The following is a 22,244-nucleotide window of genomic DNA, read 5'->3' as shown; positions in this document are numbered from 1 at the left end:
TCCCCATTCTTAGGGGGAGGGGACAGGGGTGGGGGTCAGCCCGCTCCAGCGCAGCAGTCTGGCCCAACACCTAAGCCGACAACCGCTCCATCCCCGTCGCCACCTCAGCCACGAACGGCCTGGGGATCCCCATGAAATACCCCTGCGCGTAATCGACCCCGATCGCCTCGAGCGCGGCGAGCACCTCCGCCGTTTCGACGAACTCGGCCACCGTCTTGATGCCGGTGACATGGCCCAGGTGGTTGATGGTTTCGACCACTGCGCGGTCGGTGCGATCGTGCAGCATGCCTTTGACGTAGCCGCCATCGATCTTCAGGTAATCCACCGGCAGGCGCTTGAGGTAGTGGAACGACGACATGCCGGCGCCGAAATCGTCGAGCGCGAACTTGCACCCGATCCCCCGGAGCGCCGTGATAAACGCCGCGGCACGGTCGAGATTGGCGACGGCGCTGGTCTCGGTGATCTCGAAGCAGATCAGTTCGGGCGGCACCCCGGTCGTTTGGAACTGCTGCTTGAGGAACGGCAGGAAGGTTTCGTCGCCGATAGCCGGGGCGCTGATATTGATCGCATAGGTGCGCCGATGCGGCTTGGGCTCGAGCGAAATGCGTGCGGCGATGATCTCGAGGGCGTGGCGCACCACCCAGCGATCGAGCAGCGGCATCAGCCCGAAGCGCTCGGCGGCCGGGATGAAGCGGCCCGGACCGATCAGTTCGCCGCGATCGGCGAGGCGGACCAGGATCTCGCAATGCTCGCCCGCGCCGTCGCGGGCCAGCGGCACGATCTCCTGCGCGTAGAGCACGAAACTGTCTTCGTCGAGCGCCCGCTGCAGCCGCCGCACCCAGCCGATATTGCCGGCCATCTCGGCCTGCTCAGCGTCGTCGGGCGAGTAGACATGCACGCGGTTGCGGCCCTTCTCCTTGGCCATGTAGCAGGCAATGTCGGCAGCCCGCAGCGCTGTCGCGAGGCTGCCGACGCTGCGGTCGAGCCGCACGAAGCCGACGCTGGCGCTGACGGTGAAATGCTGGTCGTTCCACACGAACGGCATCTGGCTCAGCGTGGTGCGCAGCTGATGCGCGGTGATCAGCGCCTCGTCGACCGAGCCGGTGTTGAGCAGCACGCCGAACTCATCGCCGCCGAGGCGCGCCAGCATGACGCCAGGGCCGAGGATCGCAGGCAGGCGTTCGGCCAGCATGCACAGCAGCTCGTCGCCGGCCGCGTGCCCGCCGGAATCGTTGACCACCTTGAACTGATCGAGATCGACGAACAGCAGCGCCGTGGCCGAGCTGTCGGCGATCGCCTGTTCGACTGCTCGCTCGAAACTGGCGCGGTTGGGCAGCTTGGTCAGCGCATCGTGCGAGGCCCGCCAGGAGAGTTCGTGCTCGATGTTGCGCCGATGCCTGAGGAAGCTGTTGAGCCGCCATAGCGTCAACGCCACGAACAATGCCGCGATGGCGAGGTTGGCAATGAGCAGGCCCGCCTGAACAAAGCGCGTCCCCTGCCCCAGCGAGTTGGAGAACGCATGAGTCAGCGGCGTCACCTGGTCGTTGATGGCATCAAGCCGCTCGGCCCATTCGCGGCGCTGCCAGGGCTGCACCAGCGCTGCCCGTGCCATCTCGTCGGCCAGGTCTTCCATCTGGAACAGCGTCGTCTCGGCGTTGCGCCAGTCCTCGATGGCGGCGCTCATGTAGCTGAACCAGGAGAAGTTCTGGAACAGCCAAATCAGCCCGGGAATGTCGTCCGGGTGGTTGCCGCCGCGCCGGAACCCGTCCGCCGCCGCCGCCAGGTCCGGCGGGTTGGCCTCGAGCGCAAGACGGGCTTCATGGTCGCCCAGCGGCGCGCTGAGCGCCTGCCGGTGACGCTCGAGGTAGCTCGATTGGGTGGTATCGATGTAGCGGCTGAGAAAGTAGATCGCGTCATGCTGGCCCTTCGACCACATGCTCTCGCCGGTCACATAGGAGCGCAGCGAGGTCACCATCTGCAAACTGAAGGTGGCGAGGATAGCCTGCGTGACAATGATGGCGATGAAGGGCCACGCAACGGCAACAAGCCTGAGGCTCGACTTCTTGTCGGAGGGCAGCGGCCCGCCACGCTTCTGCATGGAACAGCCTGGGTACAATGATGCACTCAGAACTAAGCATCGCCGAGTTAACGACTTGACCCAACAGGACTGCGCAGAGTCCGGTAGTTTTACTGATCCGGCGTTAGCGTCGCCTTCATCACATAGGTGTTGTACGGCCCGAACTGGCTCATCACGAACCAGAAGCTGAGCCCATCCTCGGAAATCCACGACGGCGTCATGTAGGCGCCATAGGCCTGGGCATAGTCGGAGCCGCGCGCCAGCACCTCGGGCGCCGACCACGGCCCTTCCGGCCGCTCGGCGAAGCGCAGCTCGATCGCCTCCGAGAGCTCGTTGAGCGTCGTGTACATCCAGAGTTTTATCCCTGGGTTCCACACCAGCGAGCCCTCGCCGGCGCCCGGCCTGATCACTTCGGCCGCCTGGGCGCGGTCGCTGACCCAGCCGCTGCCGTCGAAATACTCCCAGGCCCTGGTGTCGAGCAGCTTGTCGGCGGCGACGCGCGCCACCCGCGCGCCGGCAAAGCGGCCACATGGGGTGCCCACGGCATAGACATACTTGCCGTCCTCGTTGCCGGCGCCCGGCTGGGCCGAAAGCGCCAGCATGTTGAAGCTCGATTTGAAGCTGCCGAATTCGTCCGGCCCCGGGCTCCAGGTCTTGCCGCCATCGGTGGACGAGATGAAGCGCGACCAGTTGCAGAGCCAGACGCCGCCCATCGAGGAGAAGCCATTCACCGACATGTAGTGGAGGTACAGCGTGTCGCCGACCGTCACCATGGCGGTCGGGATCTTGGTCTGCTCGCCCTTGAACGCATCCTGGTGCGCCCCCCTGGCGATCTCCACCGCCTTGCCGTCCGTATCTGTCACCCAGTCATCGATGACGATGCCATCCGAAGCATCGAGGTCGGAGGTGAAGGCGACCACATTGGAGCGCCAGTTCGGCCCGAAGCGGATGCAGGCATTCTCGTTCCAGCCGAAGGTATCGCCAAAGGCGAGGACGATCTTGCCGCCGATCTCGGCCATGGTGCCAAGATCGGTGCCGCAGATATCCGGCCCCTTCATCGGCGCCGGTGCATTGGGCCCGGTCAGGGCTTTCACCTTTTCGGAGGTGACGCTGTAGTCGGCGCCAAGAGCTGGGGTGGCTGCGAGCAGTAGTGCCAAGCTCAGTGCGGGAAGAATACCCCCCACCCTGTCCCTCCCCCGCAAGGGGGGAGGAGACCAAAACACTGGCGCTGGTGAGAGCGTCTCCCTCCCCTCGGGGCGACCTCTTGTCGTCCCCCTTGCGGGGAGGGGACAGGGGTGGGGGTACTCTGTGCGCACCAGTCTGTCGGCAGCGGTGCCACGAAGCCGGGTGAGGGGGCCTTTTGTCGAGGTACGCATCAGGCGATCTTCTTCATGTAATCGTCGGTCCAGGCGCGGGTCGGCTGCAGGGTCAGCCCATTGGCGTCGAACACATGGGTGAAGGCGTCGGCAATCTCGAAGCGCAGCGTGTCGCCACGGCTGGTGGCGAGGATGCCGCGCATGGTGGCGGTGACGCTCTCGCCGCCGGCGGTCTTGCCGTGCAGCACCGTCTCCGCGCCGAGCACTTCGGTCGAGACCAGTTGCACCGAGAGCGAACCGTTGGCGGTGAGGATCAGGTGTTCGGGGCGGATGCCGATGGTCACCGCGTCGCCCAGTTTCGCCGCGCCCTCACGGCGGGCGAGGTTGAGTGTGGGACCGCCGGCGCTCAGCGCGACGCCGAGCCGTTCGCCCGCCTCGGTGACCTTGCCGGAAAAGAAGTTCATCTGCGGCGCGCCGAGGAAGCCGGCGACAAACTGGTTGCGTGGCCGGGCATAGAGCTCGATCGGCGCGCCGGCCTGCTCGATCACCCCTTCGCGCAGCACCACGATGCGGTCGGCCATGGTCATGGCCTCGACCTGGTCATGTGTGACGTAGATCATGGTGGTGCCGAGCCGGCGGTGCAGCGCCGAAATCTCCGAGCGCATCTTCACCCGCAGTTCCGCGTCGAGGTTCGACAGCGGTTCATCGAACAGGAACACCTTCGGTTCCTTGACGATGGCCCGGCCGATGGCGACGCGCTGACTCTGCCCGCCCGATAGCTGGTTGGGCCGGCGCTTCAGCAGGTGCTTGATCTGCAGGATCTCCGCCGCCTTGTCGACGCGGGTGGCGATCTCGGGCTTTGCGAGCTTCTGGTTCTCGAGCCCGAAGCGCAGGTTCTCCTCGACGCTCATATGCGGGTAGAGCGCATAGGACTGGAACACCATGGCCATGCCACGCGCCGAGGGCAGCAGGTGGTCGCAGCGCACGCCGTCGAGCCAGATCTCTCCACCCGAGGTCTCCTCGAGCCCCGAGATCATCCGCAGCAAAGTGGATTTGCCGCAGCCGGAGGGGCCGACGAACACCGTGAAGCTGCCATCCTCGACGGTGAGGTCGATACCGTGAATGACCTCGAGCGTCTGGAAGCTTTTCCGAACCTGTCTCAGCTCAAGTTGCGCCATGCTCAGCCTCCGATTGTCAGGTCTGCGGCGTCGCCGGCGCCGAGCTTGCGGTCGATGCGGGCACTGGTGCCGGCAAAGGAGAGCGCACCGAGATCGAGGCTGCCATAGCGGACCTCGAGGCGGACGCGGTTGCCGCTGCGGCTGACGACGCCCCAGCCCTCGCCCACCGACCAGAACCAGCTGCCGTCGCCCTGGTCCTTGGGCGCAAAGCCGATCTCGCCCTTGGTGAGATCGTAGCTGAGGCCCGACCAGGCGTTGACCAGCGCGAAGCTCGACATCGAGCGGGCGTAATAGCTGCCGCACTCGATCTCGTTCCACGGGTTGCGGCGATAGCCGTCATGCCGGGCGCGCGCCGTGCGGACGATCGCGAGCCCTTCGTCGGTCAATCCGCGGAAGATCAGGTGCGAAGCGAGCATATATTCGAGCCCGGTCCACACCTCTTCCGAATAGGGCGCCGGCACCGCCGGCTTGGTGGTGCCTTCGGGCCAGGTGGCGATCAGCACGCCGCCTTCGTCCTCATAGGCATAGACCCGGCAGGGGTTGAAGTGGCCCTTGAGGTCAGCGCGATAGTTGTGGCGATACGCCGAGGCGAGCGCCGTCTTTACCTTGTCGGGGTCGAGGAAGCTGCCGAGCCCGGCAAGGTCGGCATGCCACTGCCCGAGGATCTGGTCGGTCGCGCAGCCGTCGTTGAACTGGTACTTCATCTGGCCGTACTCGTCCGACCAGTAGGTCTCCATGAAACCGTCGGCGATCACCCCGACCTTGCCGCTGGCGTGATCGAACTTTTCGATCAGCGCCTTGTCGCCCAGGTCGGTCTTCTGGATGAAGTAGTCGCCGTTGAACAGCTCGGCGTTGAGATAGTCGGCCCCCGCCTGCCCCATCCGCTCGAGCTCGGCAGCAAATGCCGCATCGCCTGCAGCGCGCCCCATCTCGGCGCCGGCCTTCAGCGCCGCGACATACATGGTCGAGAGCCACGAGTTCGGGCCGAACAGTTCCATGTCGAGCGTATGGTGCTGTCGCCCCCACAGGATCCCGGTGCGTTCCGGATCCCACTGGTCCGGATTGTCGGCCGACCAGGCATATTCGAGCGCCGCCTTCACCTTGGGCCAGTAGCGCTTCAGCCACTCCGTATCGCCGGAGATCTTCCAATCGCGAAAGGTCTTGATGATCGAGCCGAACTGGCCGTCGGCGCAGGGGTTGAGCGGGAAAAAGGCCGAGCCGAGCGGGATGATCTGCCGGAAGGTCAGCCCGCCATTGGGCAGCTGGTTATAGGTGTAGTCGGTCTCGCGCAGCGTGCGCTCGAGCCCGGGAAACAGGTAGGGTAGCGTCTGCTGGTAGTTCCAGACGTGGGTGCACGAGCCTTCGCAACTGCCCTCATTGGTGAACTGGCCCTCCCAGGCCCAGAGCTCACCGTTTTCGAGCCGCATTACCGTGGCGGTGCGGAGGATGCTCATGGTGCCCTGCACCGCATCGATGATGTCGACCGGCAGGCTGGTGCCGAACAGCGTATCGCGGAAGGCGAAGGTCGGGGCGCGTAGCTCGTCCCAGCGCGCGAACGCTTCGGCGAGCACCGCGCCGGAGTTCGCCCACTGGCTGGCATAATAGTTGCGCCAGGTTCCGGTCTCGCCATTCACCTGCCCCGGCCGCCAATAGACCTGGCCGACCGGAAAGTGCCAGGCGATGGCGAAGCGCACGGTCTTCGTCTCGCCCGGCGCCACGCTGATCCGGGCGGCGAGCGTGCCGTGTTCGGGCTGGTCGAACATGTTGCGGTTGAGCCGCGGCTTGTCGTAGTGCCGCTCGGGCAGCCGGCCTGCCCTCGCGAACTCGCGCCAGAACAGGTTGAGATCGTCGAACCACTGGCCGCGGAAATGGTAGTCGAGGTGGTCGACATCCCCGGCGTCGGTGGCAATCGAGACGTCGCCCGTCTGCCAGTCCGGCAGCTCATCGGCGGCAGTCAGCAGCAGTGATTTCACCCCGCCTGCCTCGGCATAGCTGTGCCGGCCGTTCTGGCAGCCATGGTTCCCCAGCGTCCCGCCGATGGTGTAGTCGACCGGCACCGGGCCGGTATTGGTCACCTCGATCTCGAACATCGCCGCCGGCAGCGAGGAATCGCGCTCGTTGGTCGGGATGAACGGGCTCCAGGCGGTGAGCTTCACCTGCCCCGGAAAGCTCGCATCATGGAACGCCACCTCAGCCACCGGGAAAGTGCCGGTAAAGGTCGTCGCCTCGAAATGCGGCACGCCCGCCAGCGTGTTGCGGTTGGCGCCCCAACCGAAACCGTCGAAGAATTTCCGCGTCGTCGGCGAGCCGGTGGGCAGTCCCTCATAGGGGCCGTTGAGCACCCGGGCATCGAGCAGTTCGCCCCCTGCCTCGGCCTTGATGGCGAAGTGGCTATAGCCGTTGAAACTCTGCAGCCCCGGCCGGTTGCGGATCGACCAGTCGACCAGCCGCCCGCTGCCCGACAGCGCCAGCCCGCCGGCGCCGATGCCGCCGAGCGGGAAAGCGATGTGGCGGGTACGGTCGCCTTCGTAGATGAAACGCGGATCGGTCTTGGTCATCTGAAAATCCATGGGTCAGGCCCGGATGCCTGAGAACGTGACGCCCTCGATCACCATCTTCTGGGCGACGAGGAAGAGGAGGACGACGGGGAGGATGGCCATGCTCATCGCGGCCATGACCACCGACAGGTTTCCCTGGCTCATGTAGCCGCGGAGCAGGTCCATCGCGATCGGCAGGGTCATCGCCGCCTGCGACTCGATCAGGGCCCGCGGCTGGAAATAGGAGTTCCAGGCGCCGGTGAAGGTGATGATGGCGAGGGCGCCGAGCGCCGGCATCAGCTGCGGCAGCGAGATACGCCAGAAGATCTTGAAGTAGCCGGCGCCATCCATCAGCGCCGCTTCCTCGAGCTCCTTGGGTTGCGAGCGCAGGAACTGGCGCAGCATGAACACCCCGAAGCTCGAGGTCAGGCCCATCAGCACGAGGCCGAGCGGGTTGTTGAGCAGCCCGAGCTTGGCGTAGCCGAGATAGATCGGCAGGATCGTCACCTGCGCCGGGAACATCAGCCCGATCAGCATGACGAAGAACAGGCTGTCGCGACCGGGGAACCTCAGCCGCGCATAAGCGAAGGCGGCGAGCGTGCAGGTGATGAGCTGGCCGATGGTCACCAGCACCGCAACGTAAAGGCTGTTCCAGTAGATCTTGAGGAACGGCACCGAGGACTCGAGCACCGTCTGGTAGTTGCTCAGATCAAAGCTGGGCGGAAAGAAGCTCGGCGGCATCTTGTAGGCTTCCGGCGCCGGCCGGAACGACATCGAGAACAGCCAGAAGAACGGCATCAGCATCAGGATGCCCATCAGCAGCAGCACCGCGATGATGGCGCGATCGACCCACTTCTTGGCTTCGCGCGTCTGCATGGATCTGGTTTGCATGGCCTACTCCCGCACCCAGCGGCGCGAGCCGATGATCTGGATGATGGTGATGATGAGGACGAGGATCATCATGATGACGCTGACCGCCGCGGCGTAGCCGAGCTCGAAGCTGCCGAACGCCTCGTCGACCAGGTAGATCGACAGCGAGCGGGTGGAATCCCCGGGGCCGCCGCCGGTCAGGATCATGATCGACTCGAACACCTGCAGCGCGCCGATCGAGGCGAAGACGATGCAGAAGAACAGCACCGGCGAGATGAACGGCAGCGTGATGCGGCTGAAGCGGCGCCAGGCGGAGGCGCCATCCATCGAGGCGGCATCCATGATTGGCCTCGGCACGCCCTGCAGCGCCGCGATCAGGATGATCATGAAGAAACCGGTGTTCTTCCACACATCCATGATGACGATCGAGGTCATCGCGAATTTCGACGATGACAGCCACGGCACCTGCGGCAGGCCGATCTGGCCGAGATAGTAGTTTATGACGCCGAAATCGACGCTGTAGAAATAGCTCCACACCACCGCGACGAACGCCGCCGAGATGATCACCGGCAAAAAGAAGGCGAGGCGGAAGAAGTAGAGCAGGAATTTCGGCATCGCCCGGTTCAGCGCCAGCGCCAGGATCAGCCCGACCGCGACGTTGAAGCTCACCGCGAGGAAAGCGAAGCGCAGCGTGTTCCAGAAGATCTCGAGCGAGCGCGGCTCGGTGAGGAAGCGCACATAATTCTCGAACCCCACCCAGTCGGCGCCGAAGCTGATGTCGTAATAGGTGAAGCTGAGGATGATGGTGATGGCCACCGGCGCCAGCACGAACGCCGCGTAGAGCAGGATCGAGGGCAACACGAAGATGTAGCCCGCCTGCATCTGCGCCTTGCGGAGATCGGATAGTCGTCGCTTCGCCATAACCATCTCGGGCCGGAGAAAACTGGAGCGCTCAGGTGAAAGTGCCCGCGCCGGACCCGAGGGTTCGGCGCGGGCAGTCCGGGGGAGGACTACTGGGTGACGCGCTTGATGCGCTCGAACGAGCGGGTCAGTTCCTGGTCCGCCTTGGCGACGGCATCAGGAATGGTCATTTCGTCGGTCATGATGGCGTTGAAATACCGCATGAAAATCTGGTCGACTTCCTGGAAATTGGCGGGCGACGGCACCGCATGGGTGGTCGGCAGCGTCTCGTAGTAGAGCGGCGCCGACGGCGGGAACTTCAGGAAATTCTCGGTCTCGGCCGCCGACTTGCGGCCCGGCACGGCGCCGCCCAGATCGCCTTCAGCCACCTGCGTCTCGTAGCTCAGGAGTTCCGTGACCAGCGCCTTGGCCAGTTCCGGGTTCTGCGCCTTGGACGAAATGCCATAGGCGCCGAAGCCGATGACGGTGTCGTTGCTCACCTTGCCCGGCTGCACAGCGATATCCATGTCGAGCTTTGACGAGATGGCGTTCTGCACGATCCAGTGACCCCGCGAGATCATGGCGATCTGGCCGGCGAAGAACTGGTTCTCGACGCCCTCCTGCCCCGGCACCGGCGACACCTTCTTGACGTGGATCAGGTCGTAGAGGAACTGCAGCGTCTCGGCGACCTTGGGGTCCTTCATGTTGGAGGCCGACCAATCCGCGGTCACCGGCGAGGTGCCGTTGGAGAGGAACCACGGCATCAGCCCGAAGAAGAAGGCCGGCACCTCGTAGCCGAACTGGGTGACATTGCCGTTGGCGTCGCGCTTGGTCAGCTTTTCGGCGATGGCGGCGAACTCGTCCCACGTCCAGGTCTTGCTGGGCGCTTCGATACCGGCCTCAGCGAACAGCGCCCGGTTGTAGTTCGTCATGATGTTGTTCCAGGTCGAGGGGATGAAGTAGGTCTTCCCCTTGTACTTGGTCAGGTCGAACAGCTTGGCGTCGAAGTCGGAGAAGTCGCCGGTCGCGATATAGTCGTCGAGCGGAATGAACAGGTCGCGCGCCGCAAAGCTCTGCAGCGTCTCCACCGCCGTGTGGTAGACATCATACTGCTCGCCGGCATTGTATTGCTGCAAGACGCGCGACACGAAATCGCCCCAGCCGCCACCCACTGCATCGACGCCGATCTCGACCTCGACATTGGGGTATTTGGCGTTGAAGCGGGTCACCGCGTCCTGCGTCGATTTGAGCTGCGCTTCGCCGCCAAAGGTCATCAGCCGCAGCTTGCCCGCTTCATCGGACTGGGCCAGCGCAGGCGATACCAGCCCGGCCGTGAGCAGCAGAGCCGCCAGTAATTTCTTCATCTCGTCCCTCCTCTGTCCGGCGTTTCGACAAAGCTTCGCCGGCGCTGGATCGCGGGTTTTTCACCGCGTCCGCTGTTGAAAAGCCATCCGCACCCGGAAAACCGCCGAAAACTGGCGTCCGACTTCAGAGTGCGCTGATTAAACCATTGTGATCGTTCAGGTATTTCTCCCATCGCGGGGTTGTCCCCGTCTTCTGGCGAGAGCGAACGTAACAGCTGTGAATGGATTTGCAAATGCATTCACAAATCCATTTGCATGCGTCTTTCGTTTGGTGCTAGCCGTTGCCGCCATGAGCACGATCTCAAAGGTTGCCGAACGGGCAGGCGTGTCGCGGACCACGGTCTCGCATGTGATCAACCACGCCAATCGGGTGTCGAAGCCGCTGCGCGAAAAGGTGCAGGCGGCGATCGATGAGCTCGGCTATTCGCCCAATCCGCAGGCCAAGAGTTTGCGGACGGGGCGCACCAACCTGATCGCCATGCTGATCCCCGATATCGGCAACCCGTTCTACACCGAGATGGTGAAGGCGGCGCAGGCGGCGCTCGAGGAGGCCGGGCTCGACGCGCTGATCTACAATACCGACGTGCCGGGCGGAAACTGGCAGACGCATGGCCGCGATTACCTGCGCCAGCTCAACAAGAAGCGCGTCGATGGCCTGCTGGTCGGCGATTTCGCCCTGCACGGCATCAACGAGGAGCTCTTGAAGCTCGACACCCCGACGGTGTTCATCGGCCAGCTCGCCAGCCACGCCGTCGACAGCGTCAAAGTCGACGATTACGGCGGCGGTTACATGGTCGGCAAGCACTTCTCCGAACGCGGGCACAAGACTGTGGTGCAGATCACCGGGCCTGAGAATTTCGAGTCCGCCATGGCCCGCGCCGATGGCTTCGAACAGGCCCTCAGGGACCACAAGGTCAAGGTCAAGAAGGCCCAGCGCTACACCGGCACCTACCTGCCGCCCTCCGGTCGCGAGGCGGCGCAGTGGATCGCGCAACTGAGCGGCGAGGACAAGCCGAGCGCCGTGTTCATCGGCAACTACCTGATGGCGATGGGTGCGCTGGCCGAGTTCCACGATCAGGGCGTCCGCGTCCCCGACGATATTGCCGTCGCCATTTTCGGCGACTTGCCGCAGCTCGAGTATGTGAGGCCCAACCTCACCCGAGCCGGCGAGAATCCAGGTGCGCTGGCTCGGCGCGCCGTTGAAATGCTGCTCGACCGCCTCAACGGCAAGTTCGACGGCCCGCCGCGCACCGAGGTCATCCCCTGTGCGCTGCGCATCTTCGAGTCGGCCTAGCCGGACGAAGAATAACCAAGCGCGGCCGTTTCGGGGGAGGTGGCCGCGTCCCGGACGACAACACCAAAGCTCCAGGGAGGAGTGAGATGACTCTTACGTCCAACATGCCGTCGGGATGGTCCCGCCGGTCCATCCTCAAGGGCGGCGCCGCACTGGGCGCTGCCGGCCTTGCCCTGCCGTTCGCCGGCAAGGCGTTCGCTCAGGACAACACGCTCAGCTTCTGGCAGTTCTATGCCCCCGGCGGCGATGTGAAGCCGCAGGTCGACTGGTTCGTGAAGATGGTGGCCGATTGGAACGCCACCCAATCCGAGCAGGTCGCGCTCGAATATGTGGTGGGCTCCGAATATATCGGCGGCACCAAGCTCGCGACCTCGTTCGCGTCGGGCCAGGGCCCGGATATCTTCATCATCTCGCCCGGCGATTTCCTGCGCTACTACAATGGCGGCGTGCTGCAGGACCTGACCCCGGCGATCGAGGAAGCGGCCCGCGCCGATTTCCCCGAAAGCGTCATCGCCAACCGCATGGTCGACGGCAAGATCTTCGGCGTGCCGATGGAAGTCGAGCCGATGGCCTTCTACTACTCGGTCAAGGCGTTCGAGGAGGCCGGGCTCAACGAGAACGATGTGCCCACCACCTGGGACCAGTTGCTCGAAGTGGGGAAGAAACTGACCACGGCCGAGCGCTATGGCGTGCTGTTCGAGACCAACCCGGGCTACTACCAGAACTTCACCTGGTACCCCTTCATGTGGCAGGGCGGCGGCGAATTCCAGTCGGCTGAAGGCAAGTCCGCCTTCGACTCGCCGGCAACCGTCGCAGCACTGAAGCTCTGGCAGGATGCGGTCAATTCCGGCGCCGCACCGCGTCAGATGCTCGGCGGTGGCGGCGGCGATATCGTCGCCAACCTCGGCTCCGGCTACTGCGCCATGCAGAATGTCGGCATCTGGGGCATCTCGGCGATGGACAACAACGCCCCCGACGTCCCCTACGGCATCTTCAAGCTGCCGGTGCCGACTGGCGGCAAGTACGTCACCGTCGGTGGCGGCTGGGCCTTCGTCGCCAATTCCAAGGGCAAGAACCCGGAAGCCGCGGCGAAGTTCATCGCCTGGGCTCTGGCTTCGATGGCGCCGGATTCGGTGCAGCGCGTGGTCGATTGGTGCACTGTGGCGAAGTCCGACATGCCACCGCGCAACTCGGCGCTGGCTGCCGGTGGCGATGCCTTCAACAAGGGCAATATGGGGATCTTCGGCACCCAGATCCATCCGGGAACCCGGGCCGAGCCGCGGGTGCCGCCCGAGGTCTACAAGATCATCTCCGACGCCATCCAGCAGACCCAGCTCGGCGGCGCCGACCCGCAGGCAACGGCCACCGCCGCCAGCCAGCAGCTCGACGCCTTCCTCGCGTCCTACACCGGCGCACCGATCCTGTAAGGGAAGCCACGACGGCTTCGCTCCCCTCCCCCTTGAGGGGAGGGGTGGGGGGTGGGGGTCCATCGGTGATCACTGAACCACCCCCCCCTCAATCCCTCCCCTCCTAGCGGACGCGGTAGCGCCGCGGGGGGAGGGAGGCGACAGCCACATGATCCTGTGTTCGGAGTGACCAGTGACTGAGATCACAACTACGGCGGCGGGCGACAAGCCCGCTGCCATCCGGCTCACCACGAGGCAGCGCGAGGCCATTGCCGGCGTGCTGTTCGTCGCGCCCGACGCCATCGGCCTGATGCTGTTCATCGGCCTGCCGATGCTCCTGGCGCTCGGCATCTCGGTGTTCGAGGTCGACGGCTTCGGCGGCTTCAAGTTCGTCGGGCTCGCCAACTACTTGAAGATGTGGGGTGACCCGCTGTTCTGGTCGTCGCTGCGCGTCACCGGGCAGTTCACCCTGATGCTGGTGCCCCTGCTCTATGTCAGCGGGCTGGGCCTGGCGCTGCTGGTGCAGCGCACCAGCAAGTTCAACACCGTCATGCGCTCGATGTTCTTCGCGCCGCAGATGGTCAGCCTCGTCGTCGTGGCGCTGGTCTGGCAGCTGATGGTGGTCGACAAGCTCGGCGTCCTCACCCGCTTCGCCGCCTCGATCGGGCTCGGCGGCATCTCCTTCCTCGGCGACCCCAACCTGGCCCTGTTCACCGTAACGCTCGCCGCGGTGTGGTTCCTGATGGGCTTTTACATGCTGATCTTTTTGGGCGGCCTGCAGGACATCCCCAAGGAGTATTACGAGGCGGCGCGCATCGATGGCGCGAGCGCCACGCAGAGCTTCTGGTTCATCACCCTGCCCTTGCTGCGCCCCACCAGCTTCTTCGTGCTGCTGGTCTCGGCCGTCGCCGCCATCACCGGCGCGCAGGCCTTCGACCTGATCTACGTGATGACCAAGGGCGGACCGGCCAATTCGACGGCGCTCCTGATCAGCTATATCTACCAGCAGGCTTTCCAGTACTCCGCCTTCGGCTATGCCGCGGCGCTGGCGACGCTCCTCGTGGTGCTGCTGATGGTGGTCACGGTGTTCTTCTTCTTCCTCACCCGCGGCGGACGGTTCGATTATGAATAGCGCAACCCTCTCCCGTTCGCAGGCCAATGTCGTCCGGCTGGTCTGGATGCTGGTGACGGTGGTGCTCGCCCTGATGGCGATCTTCCCGCTGCTCTACATGCTGTCGATCGCCTTCAAGGGCCCGACCGAGGTGTTCAAGTCGAACCTCATCCCAACCAAGCCCGTGCTCGACAACTTCATCTACGTGCTGACCGAGGTGCCGTTCTGGCGCTACCTGATCAACACCTTCGTCATCTCCGCCGTGGTGACGGTGGTGGCTTTGTTCTTCCACACCATGGCCGGCTACGCCCTGGCGCGGCTGAAGTTTCCGGGACGCGAGGTGGTGTTCCTCGCCATGTTCTCGACTTTCCTCGTGTCGCTGCCGGTGATCATCGTGCCACTGTTCATCCTGGTGCGCTCGATGGGCATGCTGAACTCCTATGCCGGGCTGATCGTCCCGGCGATCTTCAACGCCTTCGGCATATTCCTGCTCCGCCAATACTACCTGTCGCTGCCCAAGGAGCTGGAGGAAGCCGCGGTGATCGATGGCGCCGGCTATTGGCGCATCTACACCAGCGTCATCCTGCCGTTAAGCCGGCCGATCATCGCGGCGCTGGCGATCCTGTTCTTCCTCGCCAACTGGAACTCGTTCCTCTGGCCGCTCACCGTCGCCTCCGACCAGAACCTGTGGGTCGTGCAGGTGGCCATCGCCAACTTCAAGAGCCAGTACGCCGCCAGCTGGAACTACACCATGGCCGCCTCGACCATCGTCGCGGTGCCGATGCTGGTGCTGTTCGTGATCTTCCAGAAGCAGATCATGGACTCGATCAAAACCAGCGGCCTCAAGTAGGCAGCCCCCAAAGGAGACAATTATGACCAATGCGGGCCTATCGCCGCTACGGGGACTAGCCAAGCTGCGCGAGGCGCAGAGCCGGCGCTTTTCGAGCTACGACCGCACCGGCGGCAATGATGACCGGCTGCATATCGAACCGGGGAAGACCGTCGTGATCGCCGAGCACCAGGGCGCCGGCATCATCACCCATATCTGGGCCACCCTCGCCTCGTCGGCCGACCACTATCTGAGAAAGATCGTGCTGCGCGCCTATTGGGACGGCGAGACCGAACCGAGCGTCGAGACCCCGATCGGCGATTTCTTCGGCATGGGCCACGCCAAAACGAAGAACTTCGCCTCGCTGCCGGTGCAGGCCAGCCCTCAGGATGGCAAGGCTTTCAACTGCTACTTCCCGATGCCGTTCGGCAGCTCGATGCGGCTCACCATCACCAACGAGTCCGAGGTCGACCTGCTGTTCTACTACTATGTCGATCTCGAGCTGCACGATCGGCTCGAAGACGGCATGGGGCGCTTCCACGCCCAGTACCGACAGGATCGGCCCGAAGGGGTCAGCGAGGCCAATAAGACCAACGAGCAGCATCTGTTCGGCGGCGAGAATGTCGACGGCAAGCGCAACTACCTGATCCTCGATGCCGAGGGCCATGGCCACTATGTCGGCGTGCTGTTCTCGGTCCAGTCGCAGCGCCTGTCGCGGTCCTGGGACTGGTACGGCGAAGGCGACGACATGATCTGGATCGACGGCGCCCCCGGCCTCTCGGTGCCCGACACGGTGCGCAAGCCCGATCCGCGCATCGGCCCCAAAGCCGCGCTGATCGAGCCGCGCCCGGAAAGCGCCCCTGGCGCCAACGACCAGTGGCCGCCGACCCTGCATGGCACCGGCACCGAGGATTATTTCAACACCGCCTGGTGCCCCACTGAAGAATACTCGGCGCCCTATCACGGCATCATCGCCGCCGGCGGCCCGAACTGGACCGAGCCGGTGACGCTCTATCGCTGGCACATCGAGGACCCCTTGATCTTCAAGGAGCGCATCAAGGTCAGCATCGAGCACGGCCACGCCAATGGCCGGTCCGACGACATCTCGTCGGTGGCGTTCTGGTATCAGGCCGAGCCGCACAAGCCGTTCGATCCGCTACCGCCGGTTGCCGAGCGCATCCCCCATTTCCGCTATCCATTCCAGGGACAATGAAAATGACTACGCCGTTCAACGGACTTGGCGTCAACCTCTCGAACCTCTACCGGCTGTCGCCGGCCAGGACCCGCTCGATCTCGCCCGAGAATTTCACCGGCGAGAAGGGTAAGGGCGGCATGGCCACCGAAGGCACCGGCGCCGTGCACGCCAAGGGGCTCGGCCCCGACGGCAATGGCCAGGGCTGGAAGGTATCGCCCTCGATCCGGATCGAACCGGGCGAAACCCGCGTCCTTGCCGATATCGAGGGCATGGGCGCCATCCAGCAGATCTGGCTGACCACGGCGAACCTGCGCTGGCGGAGCCTCATCATCCGCATGTGGTGGGACGATCAGGAGAACCCCTCGGTCGAGGCGCCGCTCGGCGATTTCTTCTGCATGGGCTGGGGCCAGTTCGCCCAGATCAACTCGCTCGCCGTCTGCGTCAACCCCGGCCGCGCCTTCAACTGCTACTGGGAAATGCCGTTCCGCAAGGCCGCTCGGATCGAGATCGAGAACACCGACCCCGACGATTTCGGCATCATCTACTACCAGATCAACTACACCCTGACCGAGGTGCCCGAGGACGCGGCCTATTTCCACGCCAAGTTCCGTCGCACCAACCCCCTGCCCTACGGCACCGATTACACCATCCTCGATGGCATCAAGGGGCGCGGCCACTATGTCGGCACCTACATGGCCTGGGGGGTGAACAATTCCGGCTGGTGGGGTGAAGGCGAGATCAAGTTCTTCATGGATGGGGACAAGGCGTTCCCCACCATCTGCGGCACCGGCACCGAGGACTATTTCTGCGGCGCCTACAATTTCGATGGCGGCGTGGTCGATGCCACCATGGACAGCCGCTATCGCGAGTTCTCCACCCCCTATGCCGGCCTGCCACAGGTGCTGCGGCCCGACGGCACCTATCGCAGCCAAACCCGCTTCGGCATGTATCGCTGGCACCTGAGCGACCCGATCCGCTTCGAGAGCGATTTGAAGGTCACCATCCAGGCGCTCGGCTGGCGCACCGAAAACCGCAACACCCGCCGCTATTTGCCGCTGCAGGACGACATCGCCTCGGTGGCCTTCTGGTACCAGACCTTGCCGACGGCGCCATTCGAGGCGCTGCCTGGGCGGGATTATCTTGAGGTGATTTGAGGGGTTACTGCAAGGCCAGCGCGGGCTGCCCCCCACCCTTAATCCCTCCCCGCAAGGGGGAGGGAGACGCAGACTGCTAGGCCAGTGTTTTGGTCTCCCTCCCCCTTGCGGGGAGGGGACAGGGGTGGGGGTCAGCCCGCACCGGCCATCTAGTCGAAAACCGCCTCAGCTCAACGCGTTCAGCAGATTCCCCGACACATGCCCATCCGGCAGCAGCCCGGCGCGGGTCTGCCAGTCGATCACTGCCGCTCGCGTCTTCGGCCCGATCTCGCCGTCGGGCTTGCCGATCTCATAGCCCTTCTTCAAGAGCTTCGCCTGCACCTGCTTCCGGCCATCGGCGTTGAGCGCAGTGTCCTTCGGCCAGGCCACCGAAAAACCCTTGCCGCCGAGGATCCGGTCCGCGAGGTGGCCGACGGCCAGCGCATAGCTGTCGGAGTTGTTGTAGCGCTTGATCACCCCGAAATTCGGCAGCACCGCAAACACCGGTCCATTGCCGCCCATCGGCATATAGAGCCGCGCGGTATCGCTGTCGCGCGGGAACGGCTTGCCGTTGGCGCGGACAACGCCGACGCCGCGCCAGTCGCCCAAGGTCGCGGTAAGGCCTTGCCAGACGTTCTGGTAGTTGAAGTCGCGCGCGAGCTTTACCTCGTAACCCCAGGTTTCCCCTGCTCGCCAGCCGAACGACTTAAGGTAGTTGGCGATCGAAGCCTGCGCGTCGGGCACCGAGCCCCAGATGTCCTTGTGGCCATCGCCCTTGAAGTCGACGGCGTACTTCATGAAGCTCGACGGCATGAACTGCGGCAGGCCCATGGCACCGGCCCACGAGCCGACCATGTCCTTGGCGCGCACATGCCCGCCCTCGAGGATCTCGAGCGAGGTGATCAGCTCGGAGCCGAAGAAATCGGTGCGATAGCCGCCATAGGCAAGCGTCGCCAGCGCATGCACGGTGTTGGTGCCGCCCAGGAACCCGCCGAAATTGGTCTCGATGCCCCAGATGGCGAGGATGATCTCGCCCTGCACGCCGTAGCGCTCGCTCACCGCCTTCAGCGTCTTGGCCCATTCGCCGCGCATCTCGTGCCCGGTGCCGATGCGCGCGTCGCTGACCCGCTTCACCACATAGTCGGCGGCGGTGGAGACGAATTCGGGCTGCTTCTTGCTGAGCTCGAGCACCGAGCCGATCGGCTTGAAATCGCCCATCGCGATGTCGAACACCCGCTTCGACACGCCGCGCGCCTTGGCCCGCTGCCAGGTCTGGTCGACGAAGCCACCGACGCTGGCAAAGGCCGGCGTGAACGCCGACGAAGCGATCAGCGCAGCAGCGCCGATACCGAAACTACGACGGGAAACAGAGAATTCGATGGGCTTGTTTACGCGGTACATGAAGGCGCCTCTGCACAAGAGGGGCGGCCCGGATAGAACGCTGGGCCGATCTGCCGGCACAATTGGCCGACGGTTTCTCGTCTATTCTCCTGAACGAAATTAAGATCGCGTTACCCACGTGTTCCCGATCGCGTGATCGGTTGACACCCGCCGCCAATCTCTGGGATGCCTTCGCCCCTTTCATCGCGTCGGAGGAGTGCGATGTTTCGATCCCTTGCGGTGGCCACGCTGCTCTGCGGCCTCGTGTCGCCGGCGCTGGCCGCCGATGTGCAGCCGACGCTGACCGGCGACATCAGGATCCATGACCCCACGGTGATCGAGGTCGACGGCAAATTCGTCGCCTTCCAGACCGGACAGGAGGGCGGGCTCTATCGTGGCGCCATTCGCGCCAAGACCTCGCCGGATGGCATTGCCTGGACCGACGCCGGTTCGATCGGCAAGGGCGTCCCCAAATGGCAGCGCAAGGAACTCGGCTACCAGTCGCTCAACATCTGGGCGCCATCGGTCAGCCGGCACGGCGAGAGCTGGAACCTCTACTATTCGGTGTCCTCGTTCGGCATCAACACCAGCGCCATCGGGCTGATGACCAACGCCACGCTCGACCCCGAGAAACCCGGCGAGGGCTGGGAGGATCAGGGCCTGGTGCTCAAATCCAACGGCAAGGACAACTGGAACGCCATCGACCCCTGGCGCATCGACCTCAGCGACGGCCGCGCCTTCCTTGCCTACGGCTCGTTCTGGGACGGCATCAAAATGCGGGAGCTCGATCCGGCCTCCGGTAAGCTGCTCACGCCGGATACCCCGACCCATGACCTCGCCTCACGCCAGGGCGCCGGCATCGAAGCGGCCAGCATTCTCGAGCACGAGGGGCGGTTCTACCTGTTCGTGTCGTTCGACCAGTGCTGCAAGCAGCTCGACAGCACCTACAACATGCGCGTCGGCCGCGCCGATACGGTGACCGGCCCCTATCTCGATCGCGACGGCAAGTCGATGCTCGCGGGCGGCGGCACCCTGCTCCTCGGCAAGACCGGCCGCTTCATCGGTCCCGGCGGGCAGGAAGCCATCGTCACCTCAAAGGGCGAGATGCTCGCCTACCACTATTACGACGGTGACGACCTCGGCGTGTCGAAACTCCAGTTCTCGCCGATCCGATGGACCCCAGATGGCTGGCCCGAGCTCGATGCATTGCCGGAGTAATAGGACCGCTAAGGCCGGCAGTCGGCTTCCCTCTCCCGTTTACGGGGGAGGGGGGACCAGCCGAAAGGCTGGTGGGAGGGGGTGCCACAAACTCTGGCGCCTGCCCCATCCGCTTACGATCAGTGCGTGGGGCACCCCCCTCCCACCACGCTTTCGCGTGGTCCCCCCTCCCCCGCAAGCGGGAGAGGGAAGCCGACTGCGGCTATCGGGCGCCCCTCCCTGAAGCCCACCGGCTGATGCCTGCCAAGGAACCGAATCGATCGTGAAAACCCCCAACCGCGCCGCCGACCTCGACCTGCTCAAGACCCTGCTGGTCATCGGCATGGTCGGCGCCCACGTGGTCCAGCTCATCACCTTCCGGGCTAAGCCCGAGGCGGCGATCTTCGCCGAGTATGCCAACCTCGTCAGCTTCTCGGGCTTCCTGTTCGCCTTCGGCATCGGTCTCGGCCTGCCCAAGCCGGAGGTGCGAAAGCGCAGCCTCTGGCGGCAGCTGCGGCCCTCGCTGCTGCTGTTGCTGGCCGTCTATGCCTCGTCCTTCGCCTTCGCTTTGCTGGTCGATCGCAAGAAGCTCGATCCGCAGCTGATCTTCGACGTCGTCACCATGCAGCGGCTGTTCGGCTGGAGCGAGTTCCTCGCCACCTTCTTCATCTTGTCACTGCTGACCCTCCTGGCGCGTTCAGTGCTGCTCACGATCGGCCGCACCCCCTGGCTGCTGGTCGTCGCGACGCTCGCCTGCCTCGCCACTACCTTCTACACCACCGGCGCCATCGTCCCGCTGCTGCCGACCCTGGTCAGCCATACCGGCTTCGCCAATTTCCCGCTCCTCCCCTACCTGCCCTGGTTCCTCCTCGGCATCTGGTACGGCAGCCATCCGGTGCGCGCCTGGCACTTCGTGCCAGCGCTGGCGATCACCGGCTACCTTTACTGGGTGACGATCCAGACCGGACAGTTTCCCAACCGCTTCCCCCCGACCATCCTGTGGATCGTCGGCCCGGCTGCGATCCTGATCGCCTATCTCTGGCTCTGCCGCTTCATCGCGGCGCGGGTCAGCATACCCAATGTGCTGCTGACGCCCGGGCGGCACGTGCTGAGCTTCCTGGTGCTCTCCAATATCGGCTTCTTCGCCACCCGCTATTTCATGGGGAAGCCCGTGCGCAGCTCGCTGACCGCGGCGCTGGTGACGGTTGGCGTGCTCGTGCTGCTGTCGGCGGGCTGGTACTCTTGGGAGCGGCCGCGGAAAGCTACTCGGCCGCAGCCCGCACCGGCACCGGCCCGATAGAGCCGCGGCTGATCAGCGGACACTCGATCTTGATCCGCCGCGGCGAGGCGGCGGGGAGTTGTTCGTCGAGCAGCGTGCCGACCGCCCAGCGCGCCATCTCCTCGTGCGGCAGCACCACCGTCGAGAGCGGCGGATTCATGTACATGCTGGTGTCTTCGTCATCGAAGCCGACCACCGACATATCGTCCGGCACCCGCAGCCCGCGCGCCTGCAACGCCCCGTAGGCGCCGACCGCCATGCGGTCGTTGAAGGCGAAGATGCCGGTGGGCGGGTTGGGCATATCGAGCAGCCGCGTGGTCAGGTCGCGCCCGCCATGGATGGTCCAGCCGCCGCGCATGATCAGCTCTTCGTCGACCGGCACGTCCCATGAGGCGAGCGCCTGGCGATAGCCGCGCTCGCGGTCGTCGGCCGCCTGGATCCAGCTTTCGCCAGCGAGATGCGCGATGCGGCGGTGCCCAGCCTTCAACAGCGCCTCTGTCGCGGCATAGCCGCCGGTGACGTCGGCCGGCACCACCGAGGGGTAGTAGCGCTGCTTGTCATAGCAGTTGAGCAGCACGGTCGGCACGTCGCGCAGCCGCTCCGGCACTTCGACCGGCCGGGTGACGAGGCTGGCATAGAGCACGCCGATGATCTGGTTGCTGAGCAGCATGTCGAGCGCCAGGCTCTCGAGCTTGGGATCGGAGCGGGTCGAGAAGGTCGCGACCACTACATCCTGCAACGCCGCCTCCTCGCGCGCTCCCTCGATGAACGGCGTGGCGAACGGCGTGGTGGTGACTTCGTCGATGAGCAGGCCGATCACCCGGGTCTTGTTCTCGGGCACGTGGTGCTGTGGCCCCTTGCGATAGCCCAGCGCCTCAGCCGCCTCGATCACCCTGGCCCGCGTCGCTTCAGCCACACGCGCATTTGGCACCCGGTTCAACACGAGCGACACCGTGGCCTGCGAGACCCCCGCACGCTCACCGATCTCGATCATGGTCGGCCGCTTTGCCACCACTTCCCCCAACACGTCTAAAGCGTTCGCTTAACGTCTTTGCGAAGCGTTCGTTTAACGTCTTCAAAGCGCAGCATTATCAGGCTTCGAGCCGTGTGCGCAACTTCGCTTGCTAAACTCATTAGCAACCGAAACGCTTGCCAGACCGCTGGAAAGCCGGTAGCCA

At 64.6% G+C, this 22,244-nt stretch carries 17 protein-coding genes; 8 read left to right on the top strand and 9 right to left on the bottom strand.

Annotated elements, in window-relative coordinates; all coding sequences use genetic code 11:
• Positions 1 to 70: 70 nt before the first annotated feature.
• From ACSQ23_RS27125 to ACSQ23_RS27095, 7 genes are all read right to left on the bottom strand, one after another.
• Complete coding sequence (locus ACSQ23_RS27125; protein ID WP_436092540.1) at positions 71 to 2,098, bottom strand: putative bifunctional diguanylate cyclase/phosphodiesterase; 2,028 nt, start codon at positions 2,096 to 2,098, stop codon at positions 71 to 73.
• A gap of 89 nt (positions 2,099 to 2,187) precedes the next feature.
• Positions 2,188 to 3,234 (bottom strand): DUF4185 domain-containing protein, encoded by a 1,047-nt coding sequence (locus tag ACSQ23_RS27120; protein WP_436092539.1) that lies wholly within the window; start codon positions 3,232 to 3,234, stop codon positions 2,188 to 2,190.
• Positions 3,235 to 3,452: 218 nt separating this feature from the next.
• Positions 3,453 to 4,571, bottom strand: a complete 1,119-nt coding sequence (locus tag ACSQ23_RS27115; RefSeq protein ID WP_436092538.1) for an ABC transporter ATP-binding protein — start codon at positions 4,569 to 4,571, stop codon at positions 3,453 to 3,455.
• A gap of 2 nt (positions 4,572 to 4,573) precedes the next feature.
• A complete protein-coding gene (locus ACSQ23_RS27110) occupies positions 4,574 to 7,129 on the bottom strand; it encodes a GH116 family glycosyl-hydrolase (protein WP_436092537.1) in 2,556 nt (851 codons plus the stop codon).
• 15 nt (positions 7,130 to 7,144) lie between these two features.
• The gene (locus tag ACSQ23_RS27105) at positions 7,145 to 7,999 is read right to left on the bottom strand and encodes a carbohydrate ABC transporter permease (protein WP_436092536.1); all 855 of its coding nucleotides are present in this window, start codon (positions 7,997 to 7,999) and stop codon (positions 7,145 to 7,147) included.
• A 3-nt stretch (positions 8,000 to 8,002) separates the two neighbouring features.
• Positions 8,003 to 8,899 carry a carbohydrate ABC transporter permease gene (locus tag ACSQ23_RS27100; RefSeq protein ID WP_248310505.1) on the bottom strand — a complete coding sequence of 299 codons (897 nt, stop codon included), beginning with the start codon at positions 8,897 to 8,899 and terminating at the stop codon, positions 8,003 to 8,005.
• Between the two features lie 89 nt (positions 8,900 to 8,988).
• The gene (locus ACSQ23_RS27095; RefSeq protein ID WP_055999955.1) at positions 8,989 to 10,242 is read right to left on the bottom strand and encodes an ABC transporter substrate-binding protein; all 1,254 of its coding nucleotides are present in this window, start codon (positions 10,240 to 10,242) and stop codon (positions 8,989 to 8,991) included.
• 289 nt (positions 10,243 to 10,531) lie between these two features.
• Here ACSQ23_RS27095 and ACSQ23_RS27090 point away from each other — a divergent pair, with 289 nt between their 5' ends.
• The 6 genes from ACSQ23_RS27090 (at position 10,532) to ACSQ23_RS27065 (ending at position 17,231) form a co-directional block, all read left to right on the top strand.
• Positions 10,532 to 11,536: a LacI family DNA-binding transcriptional regulator gene (locus tag ACSQ23_RS27090; RefSeq protein ID WP_436092535.1), complete on the top strand. Its 1,005-nt coding sequence runs from the start codon at positions 10,532 to 10,534 to the stop codon at positions 11,534 to 11,536.
• Between the two features lie 86 nt (positions 11,537 to 11,622).
• Complete coding sequence (locus tag ACSQ23_RS27085) at positions 11,623 to 12,963, top strand: ABC transporter substrate-binding protein (RefSeq protein WP_436092534.1); 1,341 nt, start codon at positions 11,623 to 11,625, stop codon at positions 12,961 to 12,963.
• A 172-nt stretch (positions 12,964 to 13,135) separates the two neighbouring features.
• Positions 13,136 to 14,074 carry a carbohydrate ABC transporter permease gene (locus ACSQ23_RS27080; protein ID WP_055876965.1) on the top strand — a complete coding sequence of 313 codons (939 nt, stop codon included), beginning with the start codon at positions 13,136 to 13,138 and terminating at the stop codon, positions 14,072 to 14,074.
• The gene (locus ACSQ23_RS27075) at positions 14,067 to 14,903 is read left to right on the top strand and encodes a carbohydrate ABC transporter permease (protein ID WP_436092533.1); all 837 of its coding nucleotides are present in this window, start codon (positions 14,067 to 14,069) and stop codon (positions 14,901 to 14,903) included. The genes ACSQ23_RS27080 and ACSQ23_RS27075 overlap by 8 nt, the downstream gene beginning before the upstream one ends.
• 22 nt (positions 14,904 to 14,925) lie before the next feature.
• Positions 14,926 to 16,095: a glycoside hydrolase family 172 protein gene (locus ACSQ23_RS27070; RefSeq protein WP_436092532.1), complete on the top strand. Its 1,170-nt coding sequence runs from the start codon at positions 14,926 to 14,928 to the stop codon at positions 16,093 to 16,095.
• A gap of 2 nt (positions 16,096 to 16,097) precedes the next feature.
• Positions 16,098 to 17,231, top strand: coding sequence for a glycoside hydrolase family 172 protein (locus tag ACSQ23_RS27065; protein WP_436092531.1), 1,134 nt, complete (start codon positions 16,098 to 16,100; stop codon positions 17,229 to 17,231).
• A 165-nt stretch (positions 17,232 to 17,396) separates the two neighbouring features.
• Here the strand turns inward: ACSQ23_RS27065 and ACSQ23_RS27060 are convergent, their stop codons facing one another.
• The gene (locus tag ACSQ23_RS27060; protein WP_436092530.1) at positions 17,397 to 18,611 is read right to left on the bottom strand and encodes a lytic murein transglycosylase; all 1,215 of its coding nucleotides are present in this window, start codon (positions 18,609 to 18,611) and stop codon (positions 17,397 to 17,399) included.
• Between the two features lie 201 nt (positions 18,612 to 18,812).
• Here ACSQ23_RS27060 and ACSQ23_RS27055 point away from each other — a divergent pair, with 201 nt between their 5' ends.
• Both ACSQ23_RS27055 and ACSQ23_RS27050 read left to right on the top strand, forming a co-directional pair.
• Positions 18,813 to 19,808, top strand: coding sequence for an arabinan endo-1,5-alpha-L-arabinosidase (locus tag ACSQ23_RS27055; RefSeq protein ID WP_436092529.1), 996 nt, complete (start codon positions 18,813 to 18,815; stop codon positions 19,806 to 19,808).
• A 262-nt stretch (positions 19,809 to 20,070) separates the two neighbouring features.
• Entirely contained in the window at positions 20,071 to 21,087 is a 1,017-nt protein-coding gene (locus ACSQ23_RS27050) for a hypothetical protein (protein ID WP_436092528.1), read from the top strand.
• Here ACSQ23_RS27050 and ACSQ23_RS27045 read toward each other — a convergent pair.
• The gene (locus ACSQ23_RS27045) at positions 21,050 to 22,078 is read right to left on the bottom strand and encodes a LacI family DNA-binding transcriptional regulator (RefSeq protein ID WP_436092527.1); all 1,029 of its coding nucleotides are present in this window, start codon (positions 22,076 to 22,078) and stop codon (positions 21,050 to 21,052) included. The genes ACSQ23_RS27050 and ACSQ23_RS27045 overlap by 38 nt on opposite strands.
• Between the last annotated feature and the right edge of the window lie 166 nt (positions 22,079 to 22,244).

This window comes from Devosia sp. LjRoot16, from assembly GCF_964252795.1.
Lineage (GTDB): Bacteria > Pseudomonadota > Alphaproteobacteria > Rhizobiales > Devosiaceae > Devosia_A.
This window is presented reverse-complemented; position numbering and strand designations above follow the sequence as displayed.

Coding starts and splice junctions, on each gene's coding strand:
- ACSQ23_RS27095 (WP_055999955.1), bottom strand. CDS start 10,242: ATGAAGAAATTACTGGCGGCTCTGCTGCTCACGGCCGGGCTGGTATCG.
- ACSQ23_RS27065 (WP_436092531.1), top strand. CDS start 16,098: ATGACTACGCCGTTCAACGGACTTGGCGTCAACCTCTCGAACCTCTAC.
- ACSQ23_RS27100 (WP_248310505.1), bottom strand. CDS start 8,899: ATGGCGAAGCGACGACTATCCGATCTCCGCAAGGCGCAGATGCAGGCG.
- ACSQ23_RS27060 (WP_436092530.1), bottom strand. CDS start 18,611: ATGTACCGCGTAAACAAGCCCATCGAATTCTCTGTTTCCCGTCGTAGT.
- ACSQ23_RS27105 (WP_436092536.1), bottom strand. CDS start 7,999: ATGCAAACCAGATCCATGCAGACGCGCGAAGCCAAGAAGTGGGTCGAT.
- ACSQ23_RS27110 (WP_436092537.1), bottom strand. CDS start 7,129: ATGACCAAGACCGATCCGCGTTTCATCTACGAAGGCGACCGTACCCGC.
- ACSQ23_RS27075 (WP_436092533.1), top strand. CDS start 14,067: ATGAATAGCGCAACCCTCTCCCGTTCGCAGGCCAATGTCGTCCGGCTG.
- ACSQ23_RS27090 (WP_436092535.1), top strand. CDS start 10,532: ATGAGCACGATCTCAAAGGTTGCCGAACGGGCAGGCGTGTCGCGGACC.
- ACSQ23_RS27085 (WP_436092534.1), top strand. CDS start 11,623: ATGACTCTTACGTCCAACATGCCGTCGGGATGGTCCCGCCGGTCCATC.
- ACSQ23_RS27070 (WP_436092532.1), top strand. CDS start 14,926: ATGACCAATGCGGGCCTATCGCCGCTACGGGGACTAGCCAAGCTGCGC.
- ACSQ23_RS27125 (WP_436092540.1), bottom strand. CDS start 2,098: ATGCAGAAGCGTGGCGGGCCGCTGCCCTCCGACAAGAAGTCGAGCCTC.
- ACSQ23_RS27115 (WP_436092538.1), bottom strand. CDS start 4,571: ATGGCGCAACTTGAGCTGAGACAGGTTCGGAAAAGCTTCCAGACGCTC.
- ACSQ23_RS27055 (WP_436092529.1), top strand. CDS start 18,813: ATGTTTCGATCCCTTGCGGTGGCCACGCTGCTCTGCGGCCTCGTGTCG.